Origin of the sequence: Pseudomonas sp. C1C7 (genome assembly GCF_013359595.1) — a bacterium.
Lineage (GTDB): Bacteria > Pseudomonadota > Gammaproteobacteria > Pseudomonadales > Pseudomonadaceae > Aquipseudomonas.
In genome coordinates this window covers 175,953-198,966 of record NZ_JABFMP010000001.1, presented here as the reverse complement: position 1 = coordinate 198,966, position 23,014 = coordinate 175,953, and the positions used below count along the sequence as shown (strand labels likewise).

Genomic DNA, 23,014 nt, shown 5'->3' with positions numbered 1-23,014 from the left:
TACCACAGGGATCTACTTCACTTCAAGGATCAGCGGCCGCCCATAATTGCGATGTAGTCCTGGGTCCAGCGGCTGTACGGCACGAACTTGCCGCCTTCGGCCTGTGGGGTTTTCCAGAAGGCGATCTTGTCGAACTGGTCGAAACCGTTGGTCTTGCAGCCTTCGGCGCCGAGCAGTTCGCTCTCCTTGCACGCCGCCGGTACCGCCGGCAACGAACCGAACCAGGCGGCCACGTCACCCTGGACCTTCGGCTGCAGCGACCAGTCCATCCACTTGTAGGCACAGTTGGGGTGCTTGGCATCGGTGTGCATCATGGTGGTGTCGGCCCAACCGGTGGCGCCTTCTTTCGGGATGGTCGAGGCGATCGGCTGTTTCTCGTTCATCAGGCCGTTGACCTGATACGGCCAGGCGCCGGAAGCGACCACGCCTTCGTTCTTGAAGTCGCTCATCTGCACGGTGGTGTCGTGCCAGTAGCGGTGGATCAGCGGCTGCTGCGCGCGCAACAGATCGAGCACCGCCTTGTATTGCTCTTCGGTCAGCTCGTAAGGGTTCTTGATCCCCAGTTCCGGCTTGGCGGTCTTGAGGTACAGCGCCGCATCGGCGATGTAGATCGGGCCGTCATAGGCCTGCACGCGGCCCTTGTTCGGTTTTCCGTCCGGCAGGTTTTGCGCGGCGAACACCACGCTCCAGCTGTCCGGCGCGGTCTTGAACACGTTGGTGTTGTACATCAGCACATTCGGGCCCCACTGGTACGGGGTACCGTAGGTCTGCTTGTTGACCACGTACCAGGGCGCATCCTTGAGACGCGGGTCGAGGTTCTTCCAGTTCGGGATCAGCGCGGTGTTGATCGGCTGGACACGCTTGCCGACGATCAGGCGCAGGGAGGCGTCGCCCGACGCGGTGACCAGGTCGTAACCGCCCTTGGCCATCAGGCTGACCATCTCATCGGAGGTGGCGGCGGTCTTCACGTTGACCTTGCAGCCGGTTTCCTTCTCGAAACCGGTCACCCAGTCGTAGGCCTTGTCGCTTTCGCCCCGTTCGATGTAGCCGGGCCAGGCCACGATATCCAGCTGGCCTTCGCCGGCACCGACAGCTTTGAGCGGCTCGGCGGCCTGGACGCCGACACTGGCCAGCAGCGCGGTGGTGATTGCACTGAGCAGTGCGGTCTTGTGCACGAACATGGAAACCTCTCTTTTGTTTATTAGTGGTTGATTGAGAGTAGCCGCAAGCTTCAAGCCGCAAGCCGCAAGCTGCAAGTAGCAGCAAATCGCGCACAGCTTTGACTCGCAGCTTGTAGCTTGCCGCTTAAAGCTCCCGCCCATGGCGCGCCATGATGTGCCGCACCACGCTGTAGTCCTGTAGCGAGTCGCTGGACAGGTCCTTGCCGTAGCCCGAGCGCTTGAGGCCGCCGTGGGGCATTTCGCTGACCAGCATGAAATGGCTGTTGATCCAGGTGCAGCCGTATTGCAGGCGCGCGGCGACCTGCATCGCCTTGTCCAGGTTCTGGGTCCAGACCGAGGACGCCAGGCCGTATTCCGAATCGTTGGCCCAGTCCACCGCCTGCTCCAGTTGATCGAAGCGGGTCACGGTGACCACCGGGCCGAACACTTCGCGCTGGACGATTTCGTCACTCTGTTTGCAGCCGGCCAGTAAGGTCGGCTGATAGTAGAACCCGGCACCGGAATGCACCGCCGCACCGGTGACCCGCTCGATGTGCGGCTGGCCGAGGGCGCGTTCGACGAAGCTGGCCACCCGGTCGCGCTGGCGGGTGCTGATCAGCGGGCCTATTTCGTTGTCGGCGTCGCGTTTGCCGGCAAAGCGCAGGCTGCTGACCGCCGCGCCGAGTTCGGCCACCAGGCGGTCGTGAATCCCGGCCTGGGCATAGACCCGGCAGGCCGCGGTGCAGTCCTGGCCGGCGTTGTAGTAGCCGTAGGTGCGCACGCCTTCGACCACCGCCTGGATGTCGGCGTCGTTGCAGACGATCACCGGCGCCTTGCCGCCCAGTTCCAGGTGCGTGCGTTTGAGGGTTTTCGAGGCGGCCTGGAGGATTTTCTGCCCGGTGACGATATCGCCGGTCAGCGACACCATGCGCACCTTGGGATGGCTGACCAGATGGCTGCCGACGCCTTCGCCGCCACCGCAGACAATGTTGATCACTCCTGGTGGCAGGATCTCGGCCAGCGCCGGGGCCAACGCGAGGATCGACAGCGGAGTGTGTTCGGACGGCTTGAACACCAGGGTGTTGCCGGCGGCCAGGGCCGGGGCGATTTTCCACGCGGCCATCATGATCGGGTAGTTCCACGGCGCAATCGATGCCACCACGCCAATCGGGTCGCGACGCACCATGCTGGTGTAGCCGGGCGAATATTCGCCGCTGAGCTGGCCGGTCTGGCAGCGCACGGCACCGGCGAAGAAGCGGAATACATCGACCGTGGCGCTCAGGTCGTCCTGACGCGCCAGATGCAGCGGCTTGCCGCAGTTCAGGGCTTCGAGGCGGGCGAGCAGGTCGGCGTTCTTTTCGATGGCGTTGGCGATGTCCAGCAGCAGATTCGAACGCTGCTGCGGCGTGGTCCGCGACCAGCCGGCAAAGGCGCGGTGGGCGGCGAGGATGGCGGCTTCGACCTGTTCGGTGCTGGCTTCGGCGATCTGCGTCAGGACTTCGCCGGTGGCCGGGTTGAGGATCGGCTCGACAAAGCCTTGCCCGGCGACCAGTTCGCCATCGATCAACAGGGCGGTAAACAGCGGGGTCTGCGCGCCAGCCATTTTTCGGGATCTCTTTTCTTGTGTGGCCATGCTGCTCCCAGTGCCTGGGGCCGGCCGTCTTTATATAGATGCTGCAAGACTAGTGCGCGGACCCGAGGTCGACAAATTCTAAATATTGAAGGTGGCGTTCGATTAAATAGATGGCTTGCGCCCGCCATGGGGTTGCTCGCGCGCCACGGTCAGGAACGGGTCGACAAGGGCAGGGCGGGCGGTGCCGCGACGCCAGGCCAGGCCCACATCCAGGGTCTGACTCAGGTCGGCGATAGGCCGCGCTTCAATGATGTCGCCCTCCAGTGACCACGGGCGGTAGGTCATGTCGGGCTGGATCGACACGCCGAGCCCGGCGGCCACCAGGCTTCGCACCGCTTCGGTGGAGGCGGTGCGCAAGGTGATGCGCGGTTGCAGGGACGCCGCCGTCCACATGCGCTGGGCGTTGCGGTCCATTTCATCGACGTTCAGTTGAATCAGTGGCTCGCGCGCCACATCGGCGAGGTTGATGCTGTCGTGTTCAAGTAGCGGGTGCTGGGCCGGCAGCCACAGCCGGTGGGGCGAGTGGGTCAGTACCTCGGTCTGCAAGGCGTGCCGGTCTTCGAGGTTGGACAGGATCAGCACACCGACATCGATCTCGCCGCTGACCAGCAAATGCTCGATGTAAGGGCGTTCGTCCTCCATCACGCGGATCTCGACATTGGGGTAGGCGCGCTGGAAGCGGGTGAGCAGATCCGCCAGGTAGTAACCGGCCACCAGGCTGGTCACACCGACGATCAATTGCCCGGCCACCTGATCGGTGCTCTGTTGCAGGCTGCGTTTGGCGTTGTCGACGGTGGCGAGGATCAGGTGCGCCTGACGCAGGAACTGATGGCCCTGGTGGGTCAGGGTCATGCCCTTGGCGTGGCGATTGAACAGGCCGACGCCGATTTCCTGTTCCAGTTGCTGGATCGCCAGGGTCAGGGTCGATTGGGAAATGAACGCGGTTTGCGCGGCGGCGGAGATCGAGCCGGTCTCGGCCACGGCGATGAAATGTCGGATCTGACGCAAGGTCATCATGGAAGGGTACCCGGTGGGCGGTTTTTATAGATTTGCTCGAGTGTATATCGGTTTTGTCGAAGGGCAGCTATAAGCTTCGAGCTGCAAGCTGCAAGCTGCAAGCTGCAAGTGGGCAACATTTGGTCGCAACTCTGGCGATGGGCGCAGGGCACTTTCGATCTAGGCTGGGAGCCTTATCAGCCGGGTACACCCTGTTACGGAGGCGAACATGAACACCCGTGGATTGCTCGATCAATTGTTGAAGTCGGGTCAGGAGCTTTTGCAGAACAAGTCTGGCAGTACGCCGAGCAAGGGCTCCAACGGCCTGGGCAGCCTGCTCTCCGGCGCAGGTGGCGGCGCGCTGGCGGCGGGCGCGATGGGGTTGCTGCTGGGCAGCAAGAAGGCGCGCAAGGTCGGCGGCAAGGTCGCGGTTTATGGCGGTCTCGCCGCGTTAGGCGTGCTGGCCTACAAGGCCTATGGCAATTGGCAGGCCCAGCAGGGCACGGCTCCGAAAACCGAACCGCAGACCCTCGACCGCCTGCCCGCCGCGCAAGCCGAGCAGCACAGCCAGGCGATTCTCAAGGCGCTGGTGGCAGCGGCGAAGGCAGACGGCCACATCGACGAGCGTGAGCGCGAGCTGATCGAAGGCGAGTTCATCAAGCTCGACAACGATCAGGAGCTGCGCCACTGGCTGCACGCCGAACTCAACAAGCCCCTGGACCCCAGCGACGTCGCCCGCGCCGCCAGCACCCCGGAAATGGCCGCCGAGATGTACATCGCCAGCGTGATGCTGGTGGATGAGGAGAGCTTCATGGAGAAGTCCTACCTCGATGAACTGGCGCGCCAGCTCAGGCTCGAGCCGGGGTTGAAGGTCGAACTGGAGCGGCAGGTGCGGCAGGCATCTACCTGATTTCCACGATCCTTGTAGCAGCAGGCTTCGCCAGCTGCTACAGGTTACGTTACGGCATTAGAGACCTGCATGGCACTTATGCCGCATTGACCATTCCACCACCCCTTTCTGCCTGATTCCCCCTCAACCGTCTTATTAATGAAACACCGCCCTCGGCTATACTCCCCGCATTTCGAAATAATTCCGAAACAACCCGAGGACAGCCTGTGAAGAACTGGACGTTGCGCCAACGCATTTTGGCGAGTTTTGCAGTCATCATCGCCATCATGCTGCTGATGGTGGTCGTCTCGTATTCGCGGCTGTTGAAGATCGAAAGCAGTGAGGCCAGCGTGCGTGAGGATGCGCTGCCGGGGTTGTATTACAGCTCGATGATCCGCGGTGCCTGGTCCGACAGCTACCTGCGTATCCAGGCCATGCTTGGCCTTGAGGAAGGACGGGGTTTCAGCGCCAAGGACACTGCGGACTTCGATGCCTATGCCGCCCGTTTGCTGGAGCAGATGGCGCTCTATCGCGAGACGATCACCGACGAACAGGACCGGACCGAATACGCTGCATTCCAGCAGGCCCATGATCAATATCACCGCATCCTCGCGGCCGTGATTGATTTGCACAAGCGCAACCAGGAAGCCGACGCTCTCAAGATGTTCAACGATGAACTGACCCCGGCCTGGACCAAAGGACGCGCGAAACTCAGTGAAATCCTGAGCCACAACAAAACCGTGGCCGACAAGGACATTGCCGCCATCGACGACGCGGTGCTCACCGCCAAAACCATCATGGGCATTTCCCTGCTGATCGCCGTGCTGGCCGCCGGCCTGTGCGGCCTGTTGCTGATGCGCGCGATCATGGCGCCGATGAATCGTATCGTGCAGATTCTTGAAGTGATGCGCACCGGTGATCTGAGCCGCCGCCTGAACCTGGAGCGCAAGGACGAATTCGGCGCCGTGGAAACCGGCTTCAACGACATGATGACCGAGCTGACCTCCCTGGTGTCCCAGGCCCAGCGCTCGTCGGTACAGGTCACCACCTCGGTCACCGAGATCGCCGCGACCTCCAAGCAACAGCAGGCCACCGCCACCGAAACCGCCGCCACCACCACCGAAATCGGCGCGACGTCCCGGGAAATCGCGGCCACTTCGCGGGATCTGGTACGCACCATGACCGAGGTTTCCACCGCCGCCGATCAGGCGTCGGTGGCGGCCGGCTCCGGGCAGCAAGGCCTGGCGCGCATGGAAGAAACCATGCACTCGGTGATGGGCGCGGCCGATCTGGTCAACGCCAAACTGGCGATCCTCAACGAGAAGGCCGGCAATATCAACCAGGTGGTGGTGACCATCGTCAAGGTCGCCGACCAGACCAACCTGTTGTCGCTCAACGCCGCCATCGAGGCCGAGAAGGCCGGTGAGTACGGTCGCGGTTTTGCCGTGGTGGCCACCGAAGTGCGGCGTCTGGCGGACCAGACCGCCGTCGCTACCTATGACATCGAACAGATGGTGCGTGAGATCCAGTCGGCGGTCTCCGCCGGCGTGATGGGCATGGACAAGTTTTCCGAGGAAGTGCGCCGAGGCATGTCGGAGGTGCAGCAGGTCGGCGAGCAGCTGTCGCAGATCATCCATCAGGTCCAGGCGCTGGCGCCGCGGGTGTTGATGGTCAACGAAGGCATGCAGGCCCAGGCCACCGGCGCCGAGCAGATCAACCACGCGCTGGTGCAGTTGGGTGATGCCAGCAGCCAGACCGTCGAATCCCTGCGGCAGGCCAGTTTTGCCATCGATGAGCTGAGCCAGGTGGCCGTCGGGCTGCGCGGCGGCGTCTCGCGATTCAAAGTCTGATGAGCGAACTGGCCGCCAAACGCAGTGCGCTGAAACAACCGGCGCACGTGCTGTTTCTGGTGTTTCGCATCGGCAGCGAGCGCTATGCCCTGCGTGCAACCGAAGTAGCGGAAGTGCTGCCTCGGGTGCCCCTGAAGCCGATCGCCCGCGCGCCTCATTGGGTAGCGGGGGTGTTCGCCTGGCGCGGCGCGGTGGTACCGGTGATCGACCTCAGTGCACTGACCTTCGGTGCGCCTGCCCAGGCGCGGACCAGCACGCGGCTGGTGCTGGTGCATTACCGGGTGGATGAAAGCGCGCCGGCACAACTGCTCGGGCTGATCCTCGAACAGGCCACCGACACCCTTCGCTGCGACCCCGCGGATTTTCAGCCCTATGGCCTGGACAATCCCCAGGCGCCTTATTTGGGCCCGGTGCGCAACGACGAACTGGGCTTGCTGCAATGGGTACGGGTCGCCGACCTGCTGGATGAGCGAGTTCGCGCGCTGCTGTTCCCGTCGCCGCCCCTGGACCTCGCGTTGCTTGAGGAACGGTCATGAACAGCGATCAGCGCTTTTTCGATTTCCTCAAGGAGCGCATCGGTCTCGACGTGACCTCCGTGGGCCCGGCGATCATCGAGCGTGCGGTGCGCCAGCGCAGCACCGCGTCCAATGCGCAGACGGCCGATGAGTACTGGCGAATCCTGAACGGTTCAAGTGATGAACAGCAGGCGCTGATCGAAGCGGTGATCGTTCCGGAAACCTGGTTTTTCCGTTACCCCGAATCCTTCGCCACCCTGGCGAAACTGGCCGCCCGACGCCTGACCGAAATCAACAACCTGCGAGCCCTGCGGATTCTCAGCCTGCCGTGTTCCACCGGCGAAGAGCCGTACTCGATTGCCATGGCTCTGCTGGATGCCGGGTTCAAGCCGCACCAGTTCAAGGTCGAGGGCATGGACGTAAGCCCCTTGTCGGTGGAAAAGGCCCGGCGGGCGGTGTACGGCAAGAATTCCTTTCGGGGCGAGGACATCGCCTATCGCGACCGCTATTTCACCGCCGATCGTGACGGTTATCGCCTGAGTAGCCGGGTGCTGGATCAGGTGCGGTTACAGGTGGGCAATGTGCTCGATCCCACTTTGCTGGCCAACGAGCCGCCCTTCGATTTCGTGTTCTGCCGCAATCTGCTGATCTATTTCGACCTGGCGACGCAGAAGCAGGTGTTCGAAGTGCTCAAGCGCCTGACCCATGTCGAGGGCGTGCTGTTCATCGGTCCTGCCGAAGGCAGCCTGCTGGGGCGGCTGGGCATGCGTTCGATCGGTATCCCGCAGTCCTTTGCCTTCAGTCGCCAGAGTGCGGCGCAGGTGGAACCGCTGCCCGTCTTCGTTCCTGCACCTGTACCCATTGCGCAGCCTGCACGGCAACCGGCGCGGCATTTCGCGCCGCCGCCGGTTCCCCGGCGTCCGTTCGCCAGCGTTGGGCAACCCATGGCTCGTCCTGCGGCTTCAGAAAAGCCCGGCAGCGCCGATACCGCGGCATTGCTGGCAAACATTGCCGAATTGGCCAACGAAGGCAAAAGCGCCGAGGCCCGTGCCGCGTGCGAGCGCTACCTGCGCAACCACGAGCCGGTGGCCCAGGTGTTCTACTGGCTGGGACTGCTCAGCGACGTGGGCGGCAATGTGCCCGAAGCCCAAGGCTTTTACCGCAAGGCGTTGTACTTGGAACCGCAACACCCCGACGCATTGATGCACCTGGCAGCCCTGCTGCAGGCCCAGGGCGACAGCGTCGGTGCCAGACGATTGCAGGACCGCGCCGCCCGCAGCGAGCGCGCCGCCGACAGTGAGCGTAAACGATGATTGCCGCCGACACCTTTAGCGTCACCCGTGAAGATGCCCAGGCCATCGACGATTGCTGGAACCGCATCGGCATCCATGGCGACAAGTCCTGCCCGCTGCTGGTCGATCACATTCATTGCCGCAATTGCTCGGTGTATTCGGCCGCGGCGACGCGCCTGCTGGATCGTTATGCGTTGCAGCAGGAAGATCGCGTACAGGTTGCCGATACGGTCGAAGAAGAGGTCAAGACCCGTTCGCTGCTGATGTTTCGTCTGGGCGAAGAATGGCTGGGCCTGGCGACCCGCAGCCTGGTGGAAGTGGCGCCGCAGCAGGCCATTCACTCGCTGCCGCACCAGCGTTCCCGGGCTTTGCTCGGGGTGGCCAACGTGCGTGGGGCGCTGGTGGCGTGCCTGTCGCTGTCCGAGTTGCTGGGGCTGGAGAGTGGTGGCGGAGGGGCAGCGCCCGGCGCGCGGGTCATGCCGCGCATGCTGATCATCGCCGCCCACGGCGGGCCTGTGGTGGTGCCGGTGGACGAAGTGGACGGCATTCACGCCATCGACGAACGCCTGCTCGACGCGGCGTCGCGCTCCGGTACTCATGCCGACGCCAAATACACCCGTGGCGTATTGCAATTCAGGGGTCGCAGCCTGCGCTGGCTGGATGAAGAACAGCTGCTGTCCGCCGTGACCCGGAGCCTCACATGACCCCCGAACAAATGCGCGACGCCTCTTTGCTGGAGCTGTTCGGCCTGGAGGCCGAAGCCCAGACCCAGGTGCTGAGCGCAGGGCTGCTGGCCCTGGAGCGCGACCCGACCCAGGCCGACCAACTCGAATCGTGCATGCGCGCTGCGCACTCGCTCAAGGGTGCGGCGCGGATCGTCGGCATCGACGCGGGCGTGAGTGTCGCGCACGTCATGGAAGATTGCCTGGTCAGCGCCCAGGAAGGGCGGCTGTACCTGCGTCCCGAACATATCGATGCCTTGCTGCAAGGCACCGACCTGCTGATGCGCATCGCCACGCCGGCCACTGCGCCACAGCCTGCGGACATCGAGGCCTATGTGGCCTTGATGGCGCGCCTGCTCGATCCGGCGGCTGCGCTCGTTCCAGCCACGCCGCCGGCTGCACCGATCATGGCGCAGCTGCAACTCGAAGCGCCGACGGTTGAACAGCGAGCGGTCCCGATCGAGGCACCCGCCCCGGTCGTTGAGCCTGCACCTGCCGAATCCGTATCCACACCGAAAAAGAAGCGCACCACCGAAAACGGCGAGCGCGTGCTGCGGGTCACCGCCGAGCGCCTGAACAGCCTGCTCGATCTGTCGAGCAAGTCCCTGGTGGAAACCCTGCGCCTCAAGCCGCACCTGGCCACCATGCAGCGCCTCAAGCGCATGCAGAACAACAGCCTGCGGGCGCTGGAAAATCTCAATACCCATCTCAAGGACCAGGCCCTGAGTCTCGAAGCTCAGGAAGCCCTCGATGATGCGCGACGCCTGCTGGCCGAATCCCAGCAATTGCTGGCGGAGAAAAACGCCGAACTCGATGAATTCGCCTGGCAAGCCAGCCAGCGCGCGCAGGTGCTCTACGACACCGCACTGGCCTGCCGCATGCGGCCGTTCGCCGATGTGCTGACCGGCCAGGTGCGCATGGTCCGCGATCTGGGTCGCAGCCTTGGCAAACAGGTGCGGCTGGAGATCGAGGGCGAGAAAACCCAGGTCGACCGCGATGTGCTGGAAAAGCTCGAAGCCCCGCTGACCCACTTGCTGCGCAACGCGGTGGATCACGGCATCGAGACCCCGGAGCAACGGCTGCTGGCCGGCAAGCCGGAAGAAGGCCTGATTCGCCTGCGCGCTTCCCATCAAGCCGGTCTGCTGGTGCTGGAGCTCAGCGATGACGGCAACGGTGTCGACCTGGAAAAGGTCCGCCGCAGTGTGGTCGAGCGCCAATTGTCGCCGCCGGAAACCGCCGCGCAGTTGAGCGAGGAAGAGCTGCTGACCTTCCTGTTTCTGCCGGGTTTCAGCCTGCGCGAGACGGTCACCGAAGTGTCCGGGCGCGGTGTCGGCCTGGACGCGGTGCAGCACATGGTTCGCCAGTTGCGTGGCGCGGTGGAGCTGGAGCAGACGGCGGGCGAGGGCAGTCGTTTCCATCTTGAAGTGCCGCTGACCCTATCGGTGGTGCGCAGTCTGGTGGTCGAGGTCGGTGGCGAGGCCTACGCCTTCCCGCTGGCCCACATCGAACGCATGTGCGATCTGGAGCCTTCGGACATTGTGCAGGTCGAAGGCCGCCAACATTTCTGGCATGAAGGCCGGCATGTCGGTCTGGTTGCTGCCAGCCAATTGCTGCATCGTCCGGCGAGCCAGAGCAACCAGCAGACCCTGAAGGTGGTGGTCATTCGCGAGCGCGATACGGCTTACGGGGTCGCGGTCGAGCGCTTTATCGGCGAGCGAACCCTGGTGGTGCTGCCGCTGGATGAGCGTCTGGGCAAGGTCCAGGACATTTCCGCCGGGGCCCTGCTCGACGACGGTTCGGTGGTGTTGATCGTCGACGTCGAAGACATGCTGCGTTCGGTGGACAAACTGCTCAACACCGGGCGCCTGGAGCGCATCGCCCGCCAGGGCAATCAGGCCGCCGAAGCCGCGCGCAAGCGGATTCTGGTGGTGGACGATTCCCTGACCGTGCGCGAACTGCAACGCAAGCTGCTGCTCAATCGCGGCTACGACGTGGCGGTGGCGGTGGACGGCATGGATGGCTGGAACGCGCTGCGCTCCGAAGCGTTCGATCTGCTGATCACCGACATCGACATGCCACGCATGGACGGCATCGAACTGGTGTCGTTGCTGCGTCGCGACAATCGCCTGCAATCGCTGCCTGTGATGGTGGTGTCCTACAAGGATCGTGAGGAAGACCGGCGTCGTGGACTGGATGCCGGAGCCGACTATTATCTAGCCAAGGCCAGTTTCCATGATGACGCCTTGCTCGATGCAGTCGATGAGCTCATAGGAGGAGCGAGGGCGTGAAGATAGCAATCGTCAACGATATGCCCATGGCGGTGGAGGCCCTGCGCCGGGCGCTGGCGTTCGAGCCGGCGCACCAGGTGATCTGGGTGGCCGGCAACGGCAGGGAAGCGGTGCAGAAGTGCGCCGAACAAACCCCTGACCTGATTTTGATGGACCTGATCATGCCGGTGATGGACGGCGTGGAAGCGACCCGGCGGATCATGGCCGAAACCCCCTGCGCTATCGTCATCGTCACCGTGGATCGCCAGCAGAACGTGCACCGGGTGTTCGAAGCCATGGGCCACGGCGCGCTGGATGTGGTCGATACCCCGGCCCTCGGCGCGGGCAATGCCCAGGACGCGGCGGCGCCGTTGTTGCGCAAGATCCTGAACATCGGCTGGCTGATCGGTGACAAGAGCCATCGCGAGCGTCCGGTTTCTGGCCCTTCACGCAGTTCCGGCTCGCGCCAGAGCCTGATCGCCATCGGCTCCTCCGCCGGTGGGCCGGCCGCCCTGGAAGTCCTGCTCAAGGGCCTGCCGCGCAATTTCTCCCCGGCCATCGTACTGGTCCAGCATGTGGATCAAGTGTTCGCCGCCGGTATGGCCGAATGGCTGGCCAGCGCCAGCGGTCTGGACGTGCGCCTGGCCCAGGAAGGCGAACCACCGCAAAGCGGCACGGTGCTGCTGGCGGGCACCAACCACCACATTCGCTTGTTGAAGAACGGCACGCTGGCGTACACCGCCGAGCCGGTCAACGAAATCTATCGGCCTTCGATCGACGTGTTTTTCGAGAGCGTGGCCAGCTACTGGAACGGTGACGCGGTCGGTGTTTTGCTCACCGGCATGGGACGAGATGGCGCGCAGGGGCTTAAACTCCTGCGCCAGCAAGGTTACCTGACCATCGCACAGGACCAGAGCAGCAGTGCGGTGTATGGCATGCCCAAGGCGGCCGCGGCCATCGATGCCGCCGTCGAGATCCGCCCGCTGGAGAAGATAGCGCCACGATTGCTGGAGATCTTTCCAAAATGACTACTATAAGCAGCAATCCTGGCCCAGGCAGTTTTCAGGTGAACGCACATGACTGAATTACAACTCGACGACTTCAAGACTGACGAAAATGCCGCCATGGTGCTGTTGGTGGACGATCAGGCGATGATCGGCGAGGCCGTTCGGCGCGGCTTGTCGAACGAAGAAAACATCGACTTCCACTTCTGCGCCGACCCGCACCAGGCCATCGCACATGCGGTGCGGATCAAGCCGACGGTGATCCTGCAGGATCTGGTCATGCCGGGCCTTGACGGCCTGAGCCTGGTGCGCGAGTACCGTAATCACCCAGCCACCAAGGACATCCCGATCATCGTCCTGTCGACCAAGGAGGACCCGCTGATCAAGAGCGCGGCGTTCGCGGCGGGGGCCAACGATTACCTGGTCAAGCTGCCGGACAACATCGAACTGGTGGCGCGCATCCGCTATCACTCGCGTTCCTACATGACCCTGCTGCAGCGCGACGCCGCCTACCGCGCGCTGCGGGTCAGCCAGCAGCAGCTGCTAGACACCAACCTGGTGCTGCAACGCCTGATGAACTCCGACGGCCTGACCGGGCTGTCCAACCGCCGGCACTTCGACGAGTACATGGAACTGGAATGGCGCCGCTCCCTGCGCGAACAGAGCCAGCTGTCGCTGCTGATGATCGACGTGGACTACTTCAAGACCTACAACGACACCTTCGGCCACCTGGAAGGCGACGAAGCCCTGCGCAAGGTCGCCGCGGCCATCCGCGACGCCAGTGCCCGGCCGTCCGACCTGCCGGCCCGTTACGGCGGCGAAGAATTCGCCCTGGTACTGCCCAACACCTCACAAGGCGGCGCGCGGCTGGTGGCGGAAAAACTGCGCATGACCGTCGAAGCCCTGAAAATCCCGCACATCTCCCCGAGCGAAGGCTCCAGCCTGACCATCAGCATCGGCCTTGCCACTGTCACCCCGAAAGCCGGCACCAACTGCCGCGAACTGATCTCGGCGGCGGACAAGGGGTTGTACCTGGCCAAGCATAATGGGCGTAATCAGGTGGGGATCGGCTGAATCATCTGCCCTGAAAATAACCTATGGTGAGGGGATTTATCCCCGTTGGACTGCGCAGCAGTTCCCTCTTTTTGGGGCCGCTTCGCAGCCCAACGGGGATAAATCCCCTCATCACAATTGATTTGCGTCGTTGCGAAGATCGAATGCGGTGATGGCGTTTTCGACCAAGCGGACTGCCGTTGGCGGCCGTTTGCCGTTATACTCGCCGGCTTTCAAAAGTTCGCCTACGAGTGCTGCCCGCCATGGAAATCAACCCGATCCTGAACACTATCAAGGACCTGTCCGAGCGCTCCGAAACCATTCGGGGGTATCTTTGACTACGATCAAAAGCATGAGCGTCTGACCGAGGTCAACCGCGAGCTTGAAGATCCGAGTGTCTGGAACAAGCCTGAATACGCCCAGGAGCTGGGCCGCGAGCGCTCTGCGCTGGCGCAGATCGTCGAGACCCTGGACGAGTTGTCCGGCGGTCTGGCCGATTGCCGCGACCTGCTGGACATGGCCGTCGAAGAGAACGACGAAGGCGCCGTCAGCGATGTAGTCGCTGAACTGGCCCGCCTGGAGGAGAACCTCGCCAAGCTGGAATTCCGTCGCATGTTCAGCGGCGAGATGGACCCGAACAACGCCTACCTGGACATCCAGGCCGGTTCCGGCGGTACCGAAGCCCAGGACTGGGCCAACATCCTGCTGCGCATGTACCTGCGCTGGGCCGACAAACGCGGCTTCGACGCGACCATCATGGAACTGTCGGCCGGTGAAGTCGCCGGGATCAAGGGCGCCACCGTGCACATCAAGGGCGAATACGCCTTTGGCTGGCTGCGTACCGAGATCGGCGTGCACCGTCTGGTGCGCAAGAGCCCGTTCGACTCCGGCAACCGTCGCCACACCTCCTTCTGCGCGGTATTCGTCTCGCCAGAGATCGATGACAAGGTGGAAATCGAGATCAACCCGGCGGACCTGCGTATCGACACCTACCGCTCCTCCGGTGCCGGTGGTCAACACGTAAACACCACCGACTCGGCCGTACGTATCACCCACGTACCGACCAACACCGTGGTCAGCTGCCAGAACGAACGTTCCCAGCACGCCAACAAGGACACCGCCATGAAAATGCTGCGGGCCAGGTTGTACGAGCAGGAAATGCAGAAGCGCAACGCCGCTTCCCAGGCGCTGGAAGACAGCAAGTCCGATATCGGCTGGGGCCACCAGATCCGTTCGTACGTGCTCGATGCCTCGCGGATCAAGGATCTGCGTACCAACATCGAACGCAGCGACTGCGACAAGGTGCTCGACGGCGATATCGACGAATACCTGGAAGCCAGCCTGAAGTCCGGGCTGTAAGAGATGCAACTCGGGATCGGCTGACACACTGCGATCCCTTGTGGGAGCGGGCTTGCCCGCGATCCCCGGCCGAAGGTCGGGGGCAACGAACCTGTGATGGAATTTTTAAAGACATGAGCGACCTAGAACTCGACCCGCAAGCCCTGCAACAGGAAGAAAACTCCCTGATCGCCCTGCGCAAGGAAAAGCTTGCTGCCGAGCGCGCCAAGGGCAACGCCTTCCCGAACGACTTCCGCCGCGAAAACTACTGCGATGCCTTGCAGAAACAGTACGCGGACAAGACCAAGGAAGAGCTGGCAGAGGCTGCAATCCCGGTCAAGGTTGCCGGTCGCATCATGCTCAACCGTGGCTCGTTCATGGTGATCCAGGACATGACCGGTCGCATCCAGGTCTACGTCAACCGCAAGACCCTGTCCGAAGACACCCTGGCCGCGGTGAAAACCTGGGACATGGGCGACATCATTGCAGCCGTTGGTACCCTGGCCCGTTCCGGCAAGGGCGACCTGTACGTGGAAATGACCAGCGTGCGCCTGCTGACCAAATCCCTGCGCCCGCTGCCGGACAAGCACCACGGCCTGACCGACACCGAACAGCGCTACCGTCAGCGTTACGTTGACCTGATCGTCAACGAAGACGTGCGCCAGACCTTCCGCGTGCGTTCGCAAGTCATCGCCCACATCCGCAGCTTCCTGATGAAGCGTGACTTCCTGGAAGTGGAAACGCCGATGCTGCAGACCATCCCGGGCGGCGCGGCAGCCAAGCCGTTCGAAACCCACCACAACGCTCTGGACATGGAAATGTTCCTGCGTATCGCGCCTGAGCTGTATCTGAAGCGCCTGGTGGTTGGCGGCTTCGAGAAAGTGTTCGAGATCAACCGCAACTTCCGTAACGAAGGCGTTTCGACTCGTCACAACCCTGAATTCACCATGTTGGAGTTCTACCAGGCTTACGCCGACTACGAAGACAACATGGACCTGACCGAAGAACTGTTCCGCGAGCTGGCGCAGCTGGTTCTGGGCAGCACCGACGTGCCGTACGGCGACAAGGTCTTCCACTTCGGCGAGCCGTTCGCGCGCCTGTCGGTGTTCGACTCGATCCTCAAGTACAACCCTGAGCTGACCGCCGATGACCTGAACGACATCGACAAGGCTCGCGAGATCGCCAAGAAAGCCGGTGCCAAGGTGCTGGGCTTCGAAGGCCTGGGCAAGCTGCAGGTGATGATTTTCGAAGAGCTGGTCGAGCACAAGCTGGAGCAGCCGCACTTCATTACCCAGTACCCGTTCGAAGTGTCGCCGCTGGCGCGTCGCAACGACGACAACCCGAACGTCACCGACCGTTTCGAGCTGTTCATCGGTGGCCGTGAAATCGCCAACGCCTACTCCGAGTTGAACGACGCGGAAGACCAGGCCGAGCGTTTCATGGCGCAGGTGGCCGACAAGGACGCCGGTGACGACGAAGCCATGCACTACGACGCCGACTTCGTTCGCGCGCTGGAGTACGGCATGCCGCCAACGGCGGGTGAAGGTATCGGCATCGACCGTCTGGTGATGTTGCTGACCAACTCACCGTCGATCCGCGACGTGATCCTGTTCCCGCACATGCGTCCGCAAGCGTAATTGGGTCAAATTAAAAAACCGCCTCCGACAGGCGGTTTTTTATTGCCTGTCTGGTACAAACGTATCAAATAGTTAATTTTGAAGTAGAGAGAGAGGAAATCCCGTCGTGAACCGTGCAATGGCTGAAGAAGGTGCAGCGGATATCGCCACTGCGGTTGCTGAAAGTGTCCAGTATCAGGGGCGCAAGGCCAGCCGGCAGGGCAGTGAGCAGCGTCGGCAGGATATTCTCGATGCGGCGATGCGTATTGTCGTGCGCGATGGCGTGCGAGCCGTGCGTCACCGGGCAGTGGCCGCCGAGGCCAATGTGCCGCTGTCGGCGACCACTTACTACTTCAAGGACATCGATGACCTGCTCACCGATACCTTCGCCCAATACGTGGAGCGCAGCGCGGCGTACATGGCCAAGCTGTGGATCAACAACCAGGGCCTGTTGCACGAGCTGATCGCCAGCGGCGACGGCAGCCCCGAGGCGCGCAAGCACCTGGCGGACGAGCTGGCGCGGCTGATGACCGACTACGTGCATCGCCAACTGGTGACCCGTCGCGAGCATTTGATGGCCGAACAGGCCTTCCGCCAGGAAGCGCTGCTCAACCCGCGCCTGGCGCAACTGGTGCGTTCCCATCAGCAGATTCTGCTGCAGGGCTCCTGCCAGCTGTTCCAGGTTCTGGGTTCCCGTGAGCCTCAGCAGGATGCCAAAGTGTTGACGGCTATAATCGGTCGGATGGAGTATCAGGGGCTGCTCAACGACGCCGAGCCGGCGGATGAAGAGGAAATGCTCGGCATACTCAAGCGTTATATGCATCTGGTACTGGCTTCGGTTTAATCGGTTCCCTGTAGCAGCCTTCGGCAGCTGCTACAGGTGCAGCGTCGAGTCATCAAGGGAGTGTTGAATGAAAGCCTGGCGCGTCGTCGTGATCGCCTTGTCGTTGCTGCTGCTCAGTGGCTGTCTGGTGACTTTCAAGGAGCCACTGCCCACGAGCGAGCCTGCGCCCAAGGGGTTGCTCGGCAAATGGACCAGCACCAATGCCTGGGGTGAGCCGGTCAATCTGGAACTGACCCGCGTCGGCGAGAACCGCTATCAGGCCGTCAGCTACTTCCGCGCCAGGCCCCGGGAACGCGAAGCTTATCCCTTCACCGTTTCGCGCCACGGCAACCGCTGGTATCTGTCGGCGAAGGTACCGGCGCAGTTCGGCGGCCACTACACCATTGCCGGGTTCGAAATCACTGATAAACGCGAACTGGTGGTCTACAACCTCGACCTTGAACAGATCAGGCAGGCGTTGCAGCAGAAGGCTTTGAACGGCGAAGGCTTTCAGACCGACGACGGCGATGGGGTGTTGATCGACAGCCACATTGACCAAGTGTCCGCCTATCTTGATGACCCGGCCAATTCCGATGTGTTCGTCGAAGCGGTACGCTACCAGCGCCAGGCCAAGGCCAAATAACCTTCACGTTTTCTTCAGGAGTTTCCGGTGGACGATTACCAGCAGTCGATACGCGTTTTGTCCGATCGCATTGTGCTGGCGCAGACGCCGATCCGTGTCCTCGATGCGGTCAAGTGGGACGACAGCATCCGCAAGGGTTTCCTCAAGGCCAAGGGCAAGGAAATGCCGGCGGTGGATCGCGACTACTACCTCAACCGACCGCTGTCGTTCGATTCCAGCAAAGTGAAGCTGGAGTTCCAGAACATCGAGCGCGACATCACCCGCCAACTCGGCCAGTTCAATCCGGTCGGCCAGATCATGCGCCGCATGTGCAAGGAATACCGGATGGTGGTGCGCATGCTCGAAGCGCGTGGCACCGAGGATTTCGGCCTGATATCCCAGGAGCTGTATGGCGCCGCCTCCGACGCGTTCCATGCCGGCGATCCGACGCTGTCCGACCTGGGCATGATGCTGTCCGAATACCTGAACAACATCGACGGTCGTGGCGATCTGAAAGACGAGCCGAAAACGATGACCGCCAAGGATGCGGTCGAGATGCTGCAGCATCGCTTGAACAAGGTGTTCGGCGAGGCAGAGGAAACCATTCGGGTGTTCGAGTCGGACGGGATTGTCGCCGATGCGGCGGCCGGCGCCGATTACATCAAGATCCGCACCGATGCGATGTTCAACCAGCGCGATGTGCGCGCCCTGGAAGTCCACGAAGGGCTGGTGCACGTCGGCACCACCCTCAACGGCCTGAACCAGCCGATCTGCACCTTCCTCGCCAAGGGTCCGCCCTCATCGACAGTGACTCAGGAAGGTCTGGCGATCCTGATGGAAATCATCACCTTCGCTTCCTACCCGAGCCGCCTGCGCAAACTGACCAACCGCACCCGCGCGATTCACATGGTGGAGGAGGGCGCAGACTTCCTGCAGGTGTTCGAATTCTTCCGCGAACAAGGCTTCGAAATGCCCGAAAGCTACAGCAACGCCAGTCGCGTGTTCCGCGGCTCGACGCCGACAGGTCTGCCCTTTACCAAAGACTTGTCCTACCTCAAGGGCTTCATCATGATTTACAACTACATTCAGCTGGCCGTGCGTAAAGGCAAGCTGGAGCAGATTCCGCTGCTGTTCTGCGGCAAGACGACGCTGGAGGACATGCGTACCCTGCGCCAGTTGGTGGACGAGGGGTTGGTGGTGCCGCCCAAGTATCTGCCGGACCAGTTCCGCGACATGAATGCGTTGTCGGCCTGGATGTGCTTCTCCAACTTCCTCAACCATTTGAGCCTGGACCGGATCGAGGCGGATTACTCCAACATTTTGTGATTCATGCATTCCCTCTGTGGGAGCGGGCTTGCCCGCGAATGCGGACTAACATTCAACATCTCTGTTGTCTGATACACCGCTTTCGCGAGCAAGCCCGCTCCCACATTGGTCCGCATTCCAATCATGCTTTGCGAGGTTTCAACGGATGAGAATCCTCGGCATAATCTGCCTCCTCCTGACCCTGAGCGGTTGCAGCTCGTTCCTGTTTTACCCAGAACCTGGCCAGTTGTTCACCCCGGAAAAAGCCCACCTCGAATACCGTGACGTGACCCTCATCACCGCCGACAACCTCAAGTTGCATGGCTGGTGGCTACCGGCGAAAAAGGGTGTCGAAGTCAAAGGCACGGTGCTGCACCTGCACGGTAACGGCGGCAACCTGCCGATGCACCTGGGGGGCAGTTACTGGTTGCCGGAGCAGGGCTATCAGGTGCTGCTGGTGGACTATCGCGGATACGGGCTGTCCGAAGGCAAGCCTGAGTTGCCGGAGATCTATCAGGACATCGACGCGGCCTTCAAATGGCTGGACGAGGCGCCCGAGGTCAAGGGCAAGCCGCTGATCCTGCTCGGCCAAAGCCTTGGCGGTTCGATGGCGGTGCACTATCTGGTGCAACACCCCGAGCGGCAGACACAGCTCAAGGCTATCGTGCTCGACGGCGTGCCCGCCAGCTACCGCAGCGTCGGCCAGTTTGCGTTGAGTCATTCATGGTTGTTGTGGGCGTTCCAGGTGCCGTTGTCCTGGCTGGTGCCGGACGGCGACAGCGCGATCAACTCCATGGCGCAGCTCAACGGCATGCCGAAACTGATCTACCACAGCATCGACGATCCGATCGTGCCCCTTTCCAACGGCATCCGACTGTATCAAGCTGCGCCGCCGCCGCGCGTCCTGCAACTGACCCGGGGCGGGCACGTGCAGACGTTCGCCGACCCGGTCTGGCGCAAGGTCATGCTGCGATTTCTTGACGACCCGCAGCATTTCAACGGCCTGCGCCGCCTGGGTGAGATTCCCAATTACCCGGCCCCCGAACATTCTGAAGATGAACCACCAGAGAGTCCGCAATGAGTGAAGAACGTAACGCCATCCCGCTGATCATCACCGGTATCTGCAGCATCCTCGGCACCGTGGGCGCCCTGTGGTGGTACGGCTACCTGCACTTCGCCAAGCCTGAGGATGCGTTGCTGCTCAACGAATTCACCATGCTCAAGACCGTGCCGGGCGAAGACTACCGCGTCTCCCTGGAGCCGGCCGCGCAAGTCGCGCAGTGCATCGATGGCGTGCTGGTGCTGTTCGACACCGAACAGAAAGGCCTGACCGGCGTGCTGGTCAACGACCGCAAGAAGGCGGTGCGTTGCATGGGGCAGGAGACGCCGCAGAAGCTTGAGCAATAATTACTTCAGCCTTTGCCCCAGTGGAAAGCGAAAAACAAAGCCCCGCTTCTGATCGGATCAAGCGGGGCTTTTGCTTTGAAGCATTTTTGACGTGAGCCCCGTAATTAGTGGACAACCTCCACGATGCGAGTGTTCGGGAGCGAGGTCTTATCGTCCAGCTTTTGACTGACTGAAAGGTGGTACTGCTGCGGTGATAGATACGGGAGTGATTTTTCCCAGGTTCCGTCGGCTCCAGCGATGGTGGTTGTGCTCACCCACTCTGTATCCGCAGAGCGTTTGTAGTTGATGTTAACGAGTGCTCCTGGGATCGCACTACCGGCAACTTTTACAGGGTTGTATTGCTTTACAGAGGCCGGTGGGTTTGTCACTCCCGGTACTGCAGGCGGGAGAGTCGGACACTTCCTCTGCAATTGATTATTGATTGTGACCGCTACTGTCGCTCCGGTGTCGGTTGCACTACATACTTCTACTGTCACACCTGCCGCTAAATCACTAAAAACCTTCCCGGGTAGGAGTGTCGGATCTGCTGTCGTCGCCGTTTGAGGGGTGGCATCAAGTTGGGTGTTTAAAAGCGATCCTCCCATAGTGGTGTACCTGACCCAAACACCCTTCACTCTATTATCGGAGGGAGGGAAATTATCAAAAGGGGTGGGTTTGCGATACTCCAAGGCTACTTGAGAAGGGGTAAGCCCTGGTCGATTGATGAGGTAAAGCTGTGGTCCCTCATTGCCAAGCTTTGTTAAGCGATAAAGCCCACTTCTCTCAATAACCGCCGCTTGAGAATTGTCCAGCCAGCCGCTGTACCAGCGGTTGTTCGCGGGATATAGAGTGCCTCCGCCCGATACTGAATCTCCGGTATCGCCATAACTGGTTGTCTGGCACGAACCCGGAGCGGATACCACATTGCTTGCGGTAGCGCATTGCGTGTACGTGCTTGCGTGATTGTAGCCAAGGTTGTGTCCGAACTCATGTTTGTAAACATGAGGGCCACCCGCTTGCCCATATACACCCATGACTCTTCCAGGTACGTAAGCAGAAGCGTTCCCCCCGCAATCAATGACGTTGATGAGGTAATCGTAGTCGTTTGGATTAAGTCCCTGAGCCAGCGCAGACTTCGCGCCCTCTGCCGTTGCCAGGGATATTGGCATCGGAGAGCCTTCTTTGCATAACTCCGGGCGCGGTCCGGATGTATGTTCGATAATCTGCCCGGTTAGTGTCAGCTTTCCGTGCGAGGCTGCCGAAATATAAGCTGGCAGTGCATCGGGATCGTTGGATACCGTATGTTTTTTGATCAACGGAAAGTTCAGGCCATCTCCGTCTTGCCAATGGGTGACGGTGACCAGAAGCTTTTTGGTTCCCACTACCGGACGCTGATTGACTCCTGGTTTAGGCAATGGAACATCATTGGGTATCGAATCCCACTCGTCATACCCGAAATCACTCCCGGGTGAAGGAGTCGATGGCGGTTTTACGCAACCTGCCAAGGCTATTGCCGCACATAGTGTTGTCAGAATGGTCCGCGCTCGCATGGTTACGCTCCTGGGTGCCCATCATTGGGATTGGAGCTCAAGTGTTGCGCCGAGTGATTCGCTACGACTACTGACAGAAATGACAGGTCGCGACGAACGGTTTTGTCCTCCTCAAATAAAAGCCCTGCCCGATCAAATCAGGCAGGGCTTTCAAGTTGCAGCGCCAGGGTTATTTGGCACTCACCGCCGAACGCGGTATCACGGGCTGGTTATCGTTGGAAATAGTCACCTCCACCCGACGGTTCTGCGCCCGACCAGAGACGCTGGTGTTATCCGCCACCGGATACTCTTTGCCATACCCCTGAGCGACGATGCGCGAAGGATCAACGCCCATCTTCACCAGCGCCATGCGCACGGAGCCCGCGCGACGTTCCGATAGCGACTGGTTGTGAGACGCCGTACCGGTGCTGTCGGTGTAACCCTCGACGATCACCTTGCGGTCCGGGTTCTGCTGGAGATATTGCGCCAGCGTGCTGATGTTCGTCAGACCATTGGATTTCAGGTCGGCCCTGTCGGTGGCGAACAGCACGTCACCGAAAGTCACCAGCGTCCCGCGATCGGTCTGCTTGGCGTTGAGGCTGTCCTGCAACTGTTTGATCTGCTGGTCACGAGCATCCAGGCGCGCCTGAGCCCGTTGCGCGGAAGCGTCTTTCAGTTGGGCCTCGGCGGTGCGCAGGGCGATGGTCTGTTTCGCCACTTCGACGCGCTGGTTGGTCAGGTACGCCAGTTGGTCGACCTTTGCCGCGTCTTCTTTATCCAGATACGCCTTGTCGGCCTTATCCAGGTAGTCGCTGGCGTCCTTGGTTTCCAGTGCCGCGACTTTGCTCGCTTGCGGATCGGCTTGCAGGGCGCTGTAGTTGGTGCGGGCCTGCTCAAGGCTGGGGTTCGGTGGCGTCGAGCACGCGGCCAACGCAATACTCGCGGCCAGCAGGGCGGGGATCATCAAGTGTTTGGAATTGATGCTTTTGGAAATCATGGCTTCGTCCTTTTAGT

At 61.6% G+C, this 23,014-nt stretch carries 19 protein-coding genes and 2 pseudogenes; 16 read left to right on the top strand and 5 right to left on the bottom strand.

Features of this window, described 5'->3' with window-relative positions; translation table 11 throughout:
• Nucleotides 1-29 precede the first annotated feature (29 nt).
• The 3 genes from ydcS to HNO86_RS01045 all read right to left on the bottom strand — a co-directional run bounded on the left by ydcS (nucleotide 30) and on the right by HNO86_RS01045 (nucleotide 3,810).
• A complete protein-coding gene (ydcS, locus tag HNO86_RS01055) occupies nucleotides 30-1,181 on the bottom strand; it encodes a putative ABC transporter substrate-binding protein YdcS (RefSeq protein WP_175375173.1) in 1,152 nt (383 codons plus the stop codon).
• 124 nt (nucleotides 1,182-1,305) lie between these two features.
• On the bottom strand, nucleotides 1,306-2,793 hold the full coding sequence (locus HNO86_RS01050; RefSeq protein WP_175375172.1) for a gamma-aminobutyraldehyde dehydrogenase: 1,488 nt from the start codon (nucleotides 2,791-2,793) through the stop codon (nucleotides 1,306-1,308).
• Nucleotides 2,794-2,895: 102 nt separating this feature from the next.
• Nucleotides 2,896-3,810, bottom strand: coding sequence for a LysR family transcriptional regulator (locus HNO86_RS01045; protein WP_020799666.1), 915 nt, complete (start codon nucleotides 3,808-3,810; stop codon nucleotides 2,896-2,898).
• Nucleotides 3,811-4,018: 208 nt separating this feature from the next.
• Between HNO86_RS01045 and HNO86_RS01040 the strand changes: the two genes are divergently transcribed.
• The 16 genes and pseudogenes from HNO86_RS01040 to HNO86_RS00970 all read left to right on the top strand — a co-directional run bounded on the left by HNO86_RS01040 (nucleotide 4,019) and on the right by HNO86_RS00970 (nucleotide 20,492).
• On the top strand, nucleotides 4,019-4,699 hold the full coding sequence (locus HNO86_RS01040) for a tellurite resistance TerB family protein (protein ID WP_175375171.1): 681 nt from the start codon (nucleotides 4,019-4,021) through the stop codon (nucleotides 4,697-4,699).
• 266 nt (nucleotides 4,700-4,965) lie between these two features.
• Nucleotides 4,966-5,373: pseudogene (locus HNO86_RS30505) on the top strand (MCP four helix bundle domain-containing protein); the annotation flags it as partial.
• Nucleotides 5,350-6,528: pseudogene (locus tag HNO86_RS01035) on the top strand (methyl-accepting chemotaxis protein); the annotation flags it as partial. The pseudogenes HNO86_RS30505 and HNO86_RS01035, both read left to right, overlap by 24 nt.
• On the top strand, nucleotides 6,528-7,064 hold the full coding sequence (locus HNO86_RS01030) for a chemotaxis protein CheW (protein WP_175375169.1): 537 nt from the start codon (nucleotides 6,528-6,530) through the stop codon (nucleotides 7,062-7,064). The pseudogene HNO86_RS01035 and the gene HNO86_RS01030, both read left to right, overlap by 1 nt.
• Nucleotides 7,061-8,356, top strand: coding sequence for a protein-glutamate O-methyltransferase CheR (locus HNO86_RS01025; protein ID WP_175375168.1), 1,296 nt, complete (start codon nucleotides 7,061-7,063; stop codon nucleotides 8,354-8,356). The genes HNO86_RS01030 and HNO86_RS01025 overlap by 4 nt, the downstream gene beginning before the upstream one ends.
• A complete protein-coding gene (locus HNO86_RS01020) occupies nucleotides 8,353-9,039 on the top strand; it encodes a chemotaxis protein CheW (RefSeq protein ID WP_175375167.1) in 687 nt (228 codons plus the stop codon). The genes HNO86_RS01025 and HNO86_RS01020 overlap by 4 nt, the downstream gene beginning before the upstream one ends.
• On the top strand, nucleotides 9,036-11,345 hold the full coding sequence (locus HNO86_RS01015; RefSeq protein WP_175375166.1) for a hybrid sensor histidine kinase/response regulator: 2,310 nt from the start codon (nucleotides 9,036-9,038) through the stop codon (nucleotides 11,343-11,345). The genes HNO86_RS01020 and HNO86_RS01015 overlap by 4 nt, the downstream gene beginning before the upstream one ends.
• Nucleotides 11,342-12,352: a chemotaxis-specific protein-glutamate methyltransferase CheB gene (locus tag HNO86_RS01010; RefSeq protein ID WP_175375165.1), complete on the top strand. Its 1,011-nt coding sequence runs from the start codon at nucleotides 11,342-11,344 to the stop codon at nucleotides 12,350-12,352. The genes HNO86_RS01015 and HNO86_RS01010 overlap by 4 nt, the downstream gene beginning before the upstream one ends.
• A 48-nt stretch (nucleotides 12,353-12,400) precedes the next feature.
• The gene (locus tag HNO86_RS01005; protein WP_175375164.1) at nucleotides 12,401-13,402 is read left to right on the top strand and encodes a PleD family two-component system response regulator; all 1,002 of its coding nucleotides are present in this window, start codon (nucleotides 12,401-12,403) and stop codon (nucleotides 13,400-13,402) included.
• A gap of 242 nt (nucleotides 13,403-13,644) precedes the next feature.
• A protein-coding gene (gene prfB, locus HNO86_RS01000) for a peptide chain release factor 2 (RefSeq protein ID WP_175375163.1) occupies nucleotides 13,645-14,740 on the top strand; the annotation gives its coding sequence in 2 pieces (ribosomal slippage) (nucleotides 13,645-13,716 and nucleotides 13,718-14,740; 1,095 coding nt in all).
• A 113-nt stretch (nucleotides 14,741-14,853) separates the two neighbouring features.
• Nucleotides 14,854-16,356: a lysine--tRNA ligase gene (gene lysS / locus HNO86_RS00995; RefSeq protein WP_175375162.1), complete on the top strand. Its 1,503-nt coding sequence runs from the start codon at nucleotides 14,854-14,856 to the stop codon at nucleotides 16,354-16,356.
• Between the two features lie 106 nt (nucleotides 16,357-16,462).
• A complete protein-coding gene (locus tag HNO86_RS00990) occupies nucleotides 16,463-17,179 on the top strand; it encodes a TetR family transcriptional regulator (RefSeq protein WP_175375161.1) in 717 nt (238 codons plus the stop codon).
• Nucleotides 17,180-17,246: 67 nt separating this feature from the next.
• Nucleotides 17,247-17,801 (top strand): hypothetical protein, encoded by a 555-nt coding sequence (locus HNO86_RS00985; RefSeq protein WP_175375160.1) that lies wholly within the window; start codon nucleotides 17,247-17,249, stop codon nucleotides 17,799-17,801.
• A gap of 27 nt (nucleotides 17,802-17,828) precedes the next feature.
• Nucleotides 17,829-19,106 (top strand): flavohemoglobin expression-modulating QEGLA motif protein, encoded by a 1,278-nt coding sequence (locus HNO86_RS00980; protein ID WP_175375159.1) that lies wholly within the window; start codon nucleotides 17,829-17,831, stop codon nucleotides 19,104-19,106.
• A 145-nt stretch (nucleotides 19,107-19,251) separates the two neighbouring features.
• Nucleotides 19,252-20,166, top strand: a complete 915-nt coding sequence (locus HNO86_RS00975; protein WP_175375158.1) for an alpha/beta hydrolase — start codon at nucleotides 19,252-19,254, stop codon at nucleotides 20,164-20,166.
• Nucleotides 20,163-20,492, top strand: coding sequence for a hypothetical protein (locus tag HNO86_RS00970; protein ID WP_175375157.1), 330 nt, complete (start codon nucleotides 20,163-20,165; stop codon nucleotides 20,490-20,492). The genes HNO86_RS00975 and HNO86_RS00970 overlap by 4 nt, the downstream gene beginning before the upstream one ends.
• Nucleotides 20,493-20,596: 104 nt before the next feature.
• Here the strand turns inward: HNO86_RS00970 and HNO86_RS00965 are convergent, their stop codons facing one another.
• Nucleotides 20,597-22,021 carry a transposase gene (locus HNO86_RS00965; RefSeq protein ID WP_175375156.1) on the bottom strand — a complete coding sequence of 475 codons (1,425 nt, stop codon included), beginning with the start codon at nucleotides 22,019-22,021 and terminating at the stop codon, nucleotides 20,597-20,599.
• 169 nt (nucleotides 22,022-22,190) lie between these two features.
• Complete coding sequence (locus HNO86_RS00960) at nucleotides 22,191-22,997, bottom strand: OmpA family protein (protein WP_175375155.1); 807 nt, start codon at nucleotides 22,995-22,997, stop codon at nucleotides 22,191-22,193.
• Nucleotides 22,998-23,014 lie beyond the last annotated feature (17 nt).

Excerpts from the sequence above, each read along its gene's own strand:
- HNO86_RS01040 (WP_175375171.1), top strand. The coding sequence starts at position 4,019 with ATGAACACCCGTGGATTGCTCGATCAATTGTTGAAGTCGGGTCAGGAG.
- HNO86_RS00965 (WP_175375156.1), bottom strand. The coding sequence starts at position 22,021 with ATGCGAGCGCGGACCATTCTGACAACACTATGTGCGGCAATAGCCTTG.
- HNO86_RS01015 (WP_175375166.1), top strand. The coding sequence starts at position 9,036 with ATGACCCCCGAACAAATGCGCGACGCCTCTTTGCTGGAGCTGTTCGGC.
- HNO86_RS01050 (WP_175375172.1), bottom strand. The coding sequence starts at position 2,793 with ATGGCCACACAAGAAAAGAGATCCCGAAAAATGGCTGGCGCGCAGACC.
- HNO86_RS01005 (WP_175375164.1), top strand. The coding sequence starts at position 12,401 with ATGACTGAATTACAACTCGACGACTTCAAGACTGACGAAAATGCCGCC.
- HNO86_RS00960 (WP_175375155.1), bottom strand. The coding sequence starts at position 22,997 with ATGATTTCCAAAAGCATCAATTCCAAACACTTGATGATCCCCGCCCTG.
- lysS (WP_175375162.1), top strand. The coding sequence starts at position 14,854 with ATGAGCGACCTAGAACTCGACCCGCAAGCCCTGCAACAGGAAGAAAAC.
- HNO86_RS00975 (WP_175375158.1), top strand. The coding sequence starts at position 19,252 with ATGAGAATCCTCGGCATAATCTGCCTCCTCCTGACCCTGAGCGGTTGC.
- HNO86_RS01045 (WP_020799666.1), bottom strand. The coding sequence starts at position 3,810 with ATGATGACCTTGCGTCAGATCCGACATTTCATCGCCGTGGCCGAGACC.
- HNO86_RS01020 (WP_175375167.1), top strand. The coding sequence starts at position 8,353 with ATGATTGCCGCCGACACCTTTAGCGTCACCCGTGAAGATGCCCAGGCC.
- HNO86_RS01025 (WP_175375168.1), top strand. The coding sequence starts at position 7,061 with ATGAACAGCGATCAGCGCTTTTTCGATTTCCTCAAGGAGCGCATCGGT.
- HNO86_RS01030 (WP_175375169.1), top strand. The coding sequence starts at position 6,528 with ATGAGCGAACTGGCCGCCAAACGCAGTGCGCTGAAACAACCGGCGCAC.
- HNO86_RS00970 (WP_175375157.1), top strand. The coding sequence starts at position 20,163 with ATGAGTGAAGAACGTAACGCCATCCCGCTGATCATCACCGGTATCTGC.
- HNO86_RS00985 (WP_175375160.1), top strand. The coding sequence starts at position 17,247 with ATGAAAGCCTGGCGCGTCGTCGTGATCGCCTTGTCGTTGCTGCTGCTC.
- ydcS (WP_175375173.1), bottom strand. The coding sequence starts at position 1,181 with ATGTTCGTGCACAAGACCGCACTGCTCAGTGCAATCACCACCGCGCTG.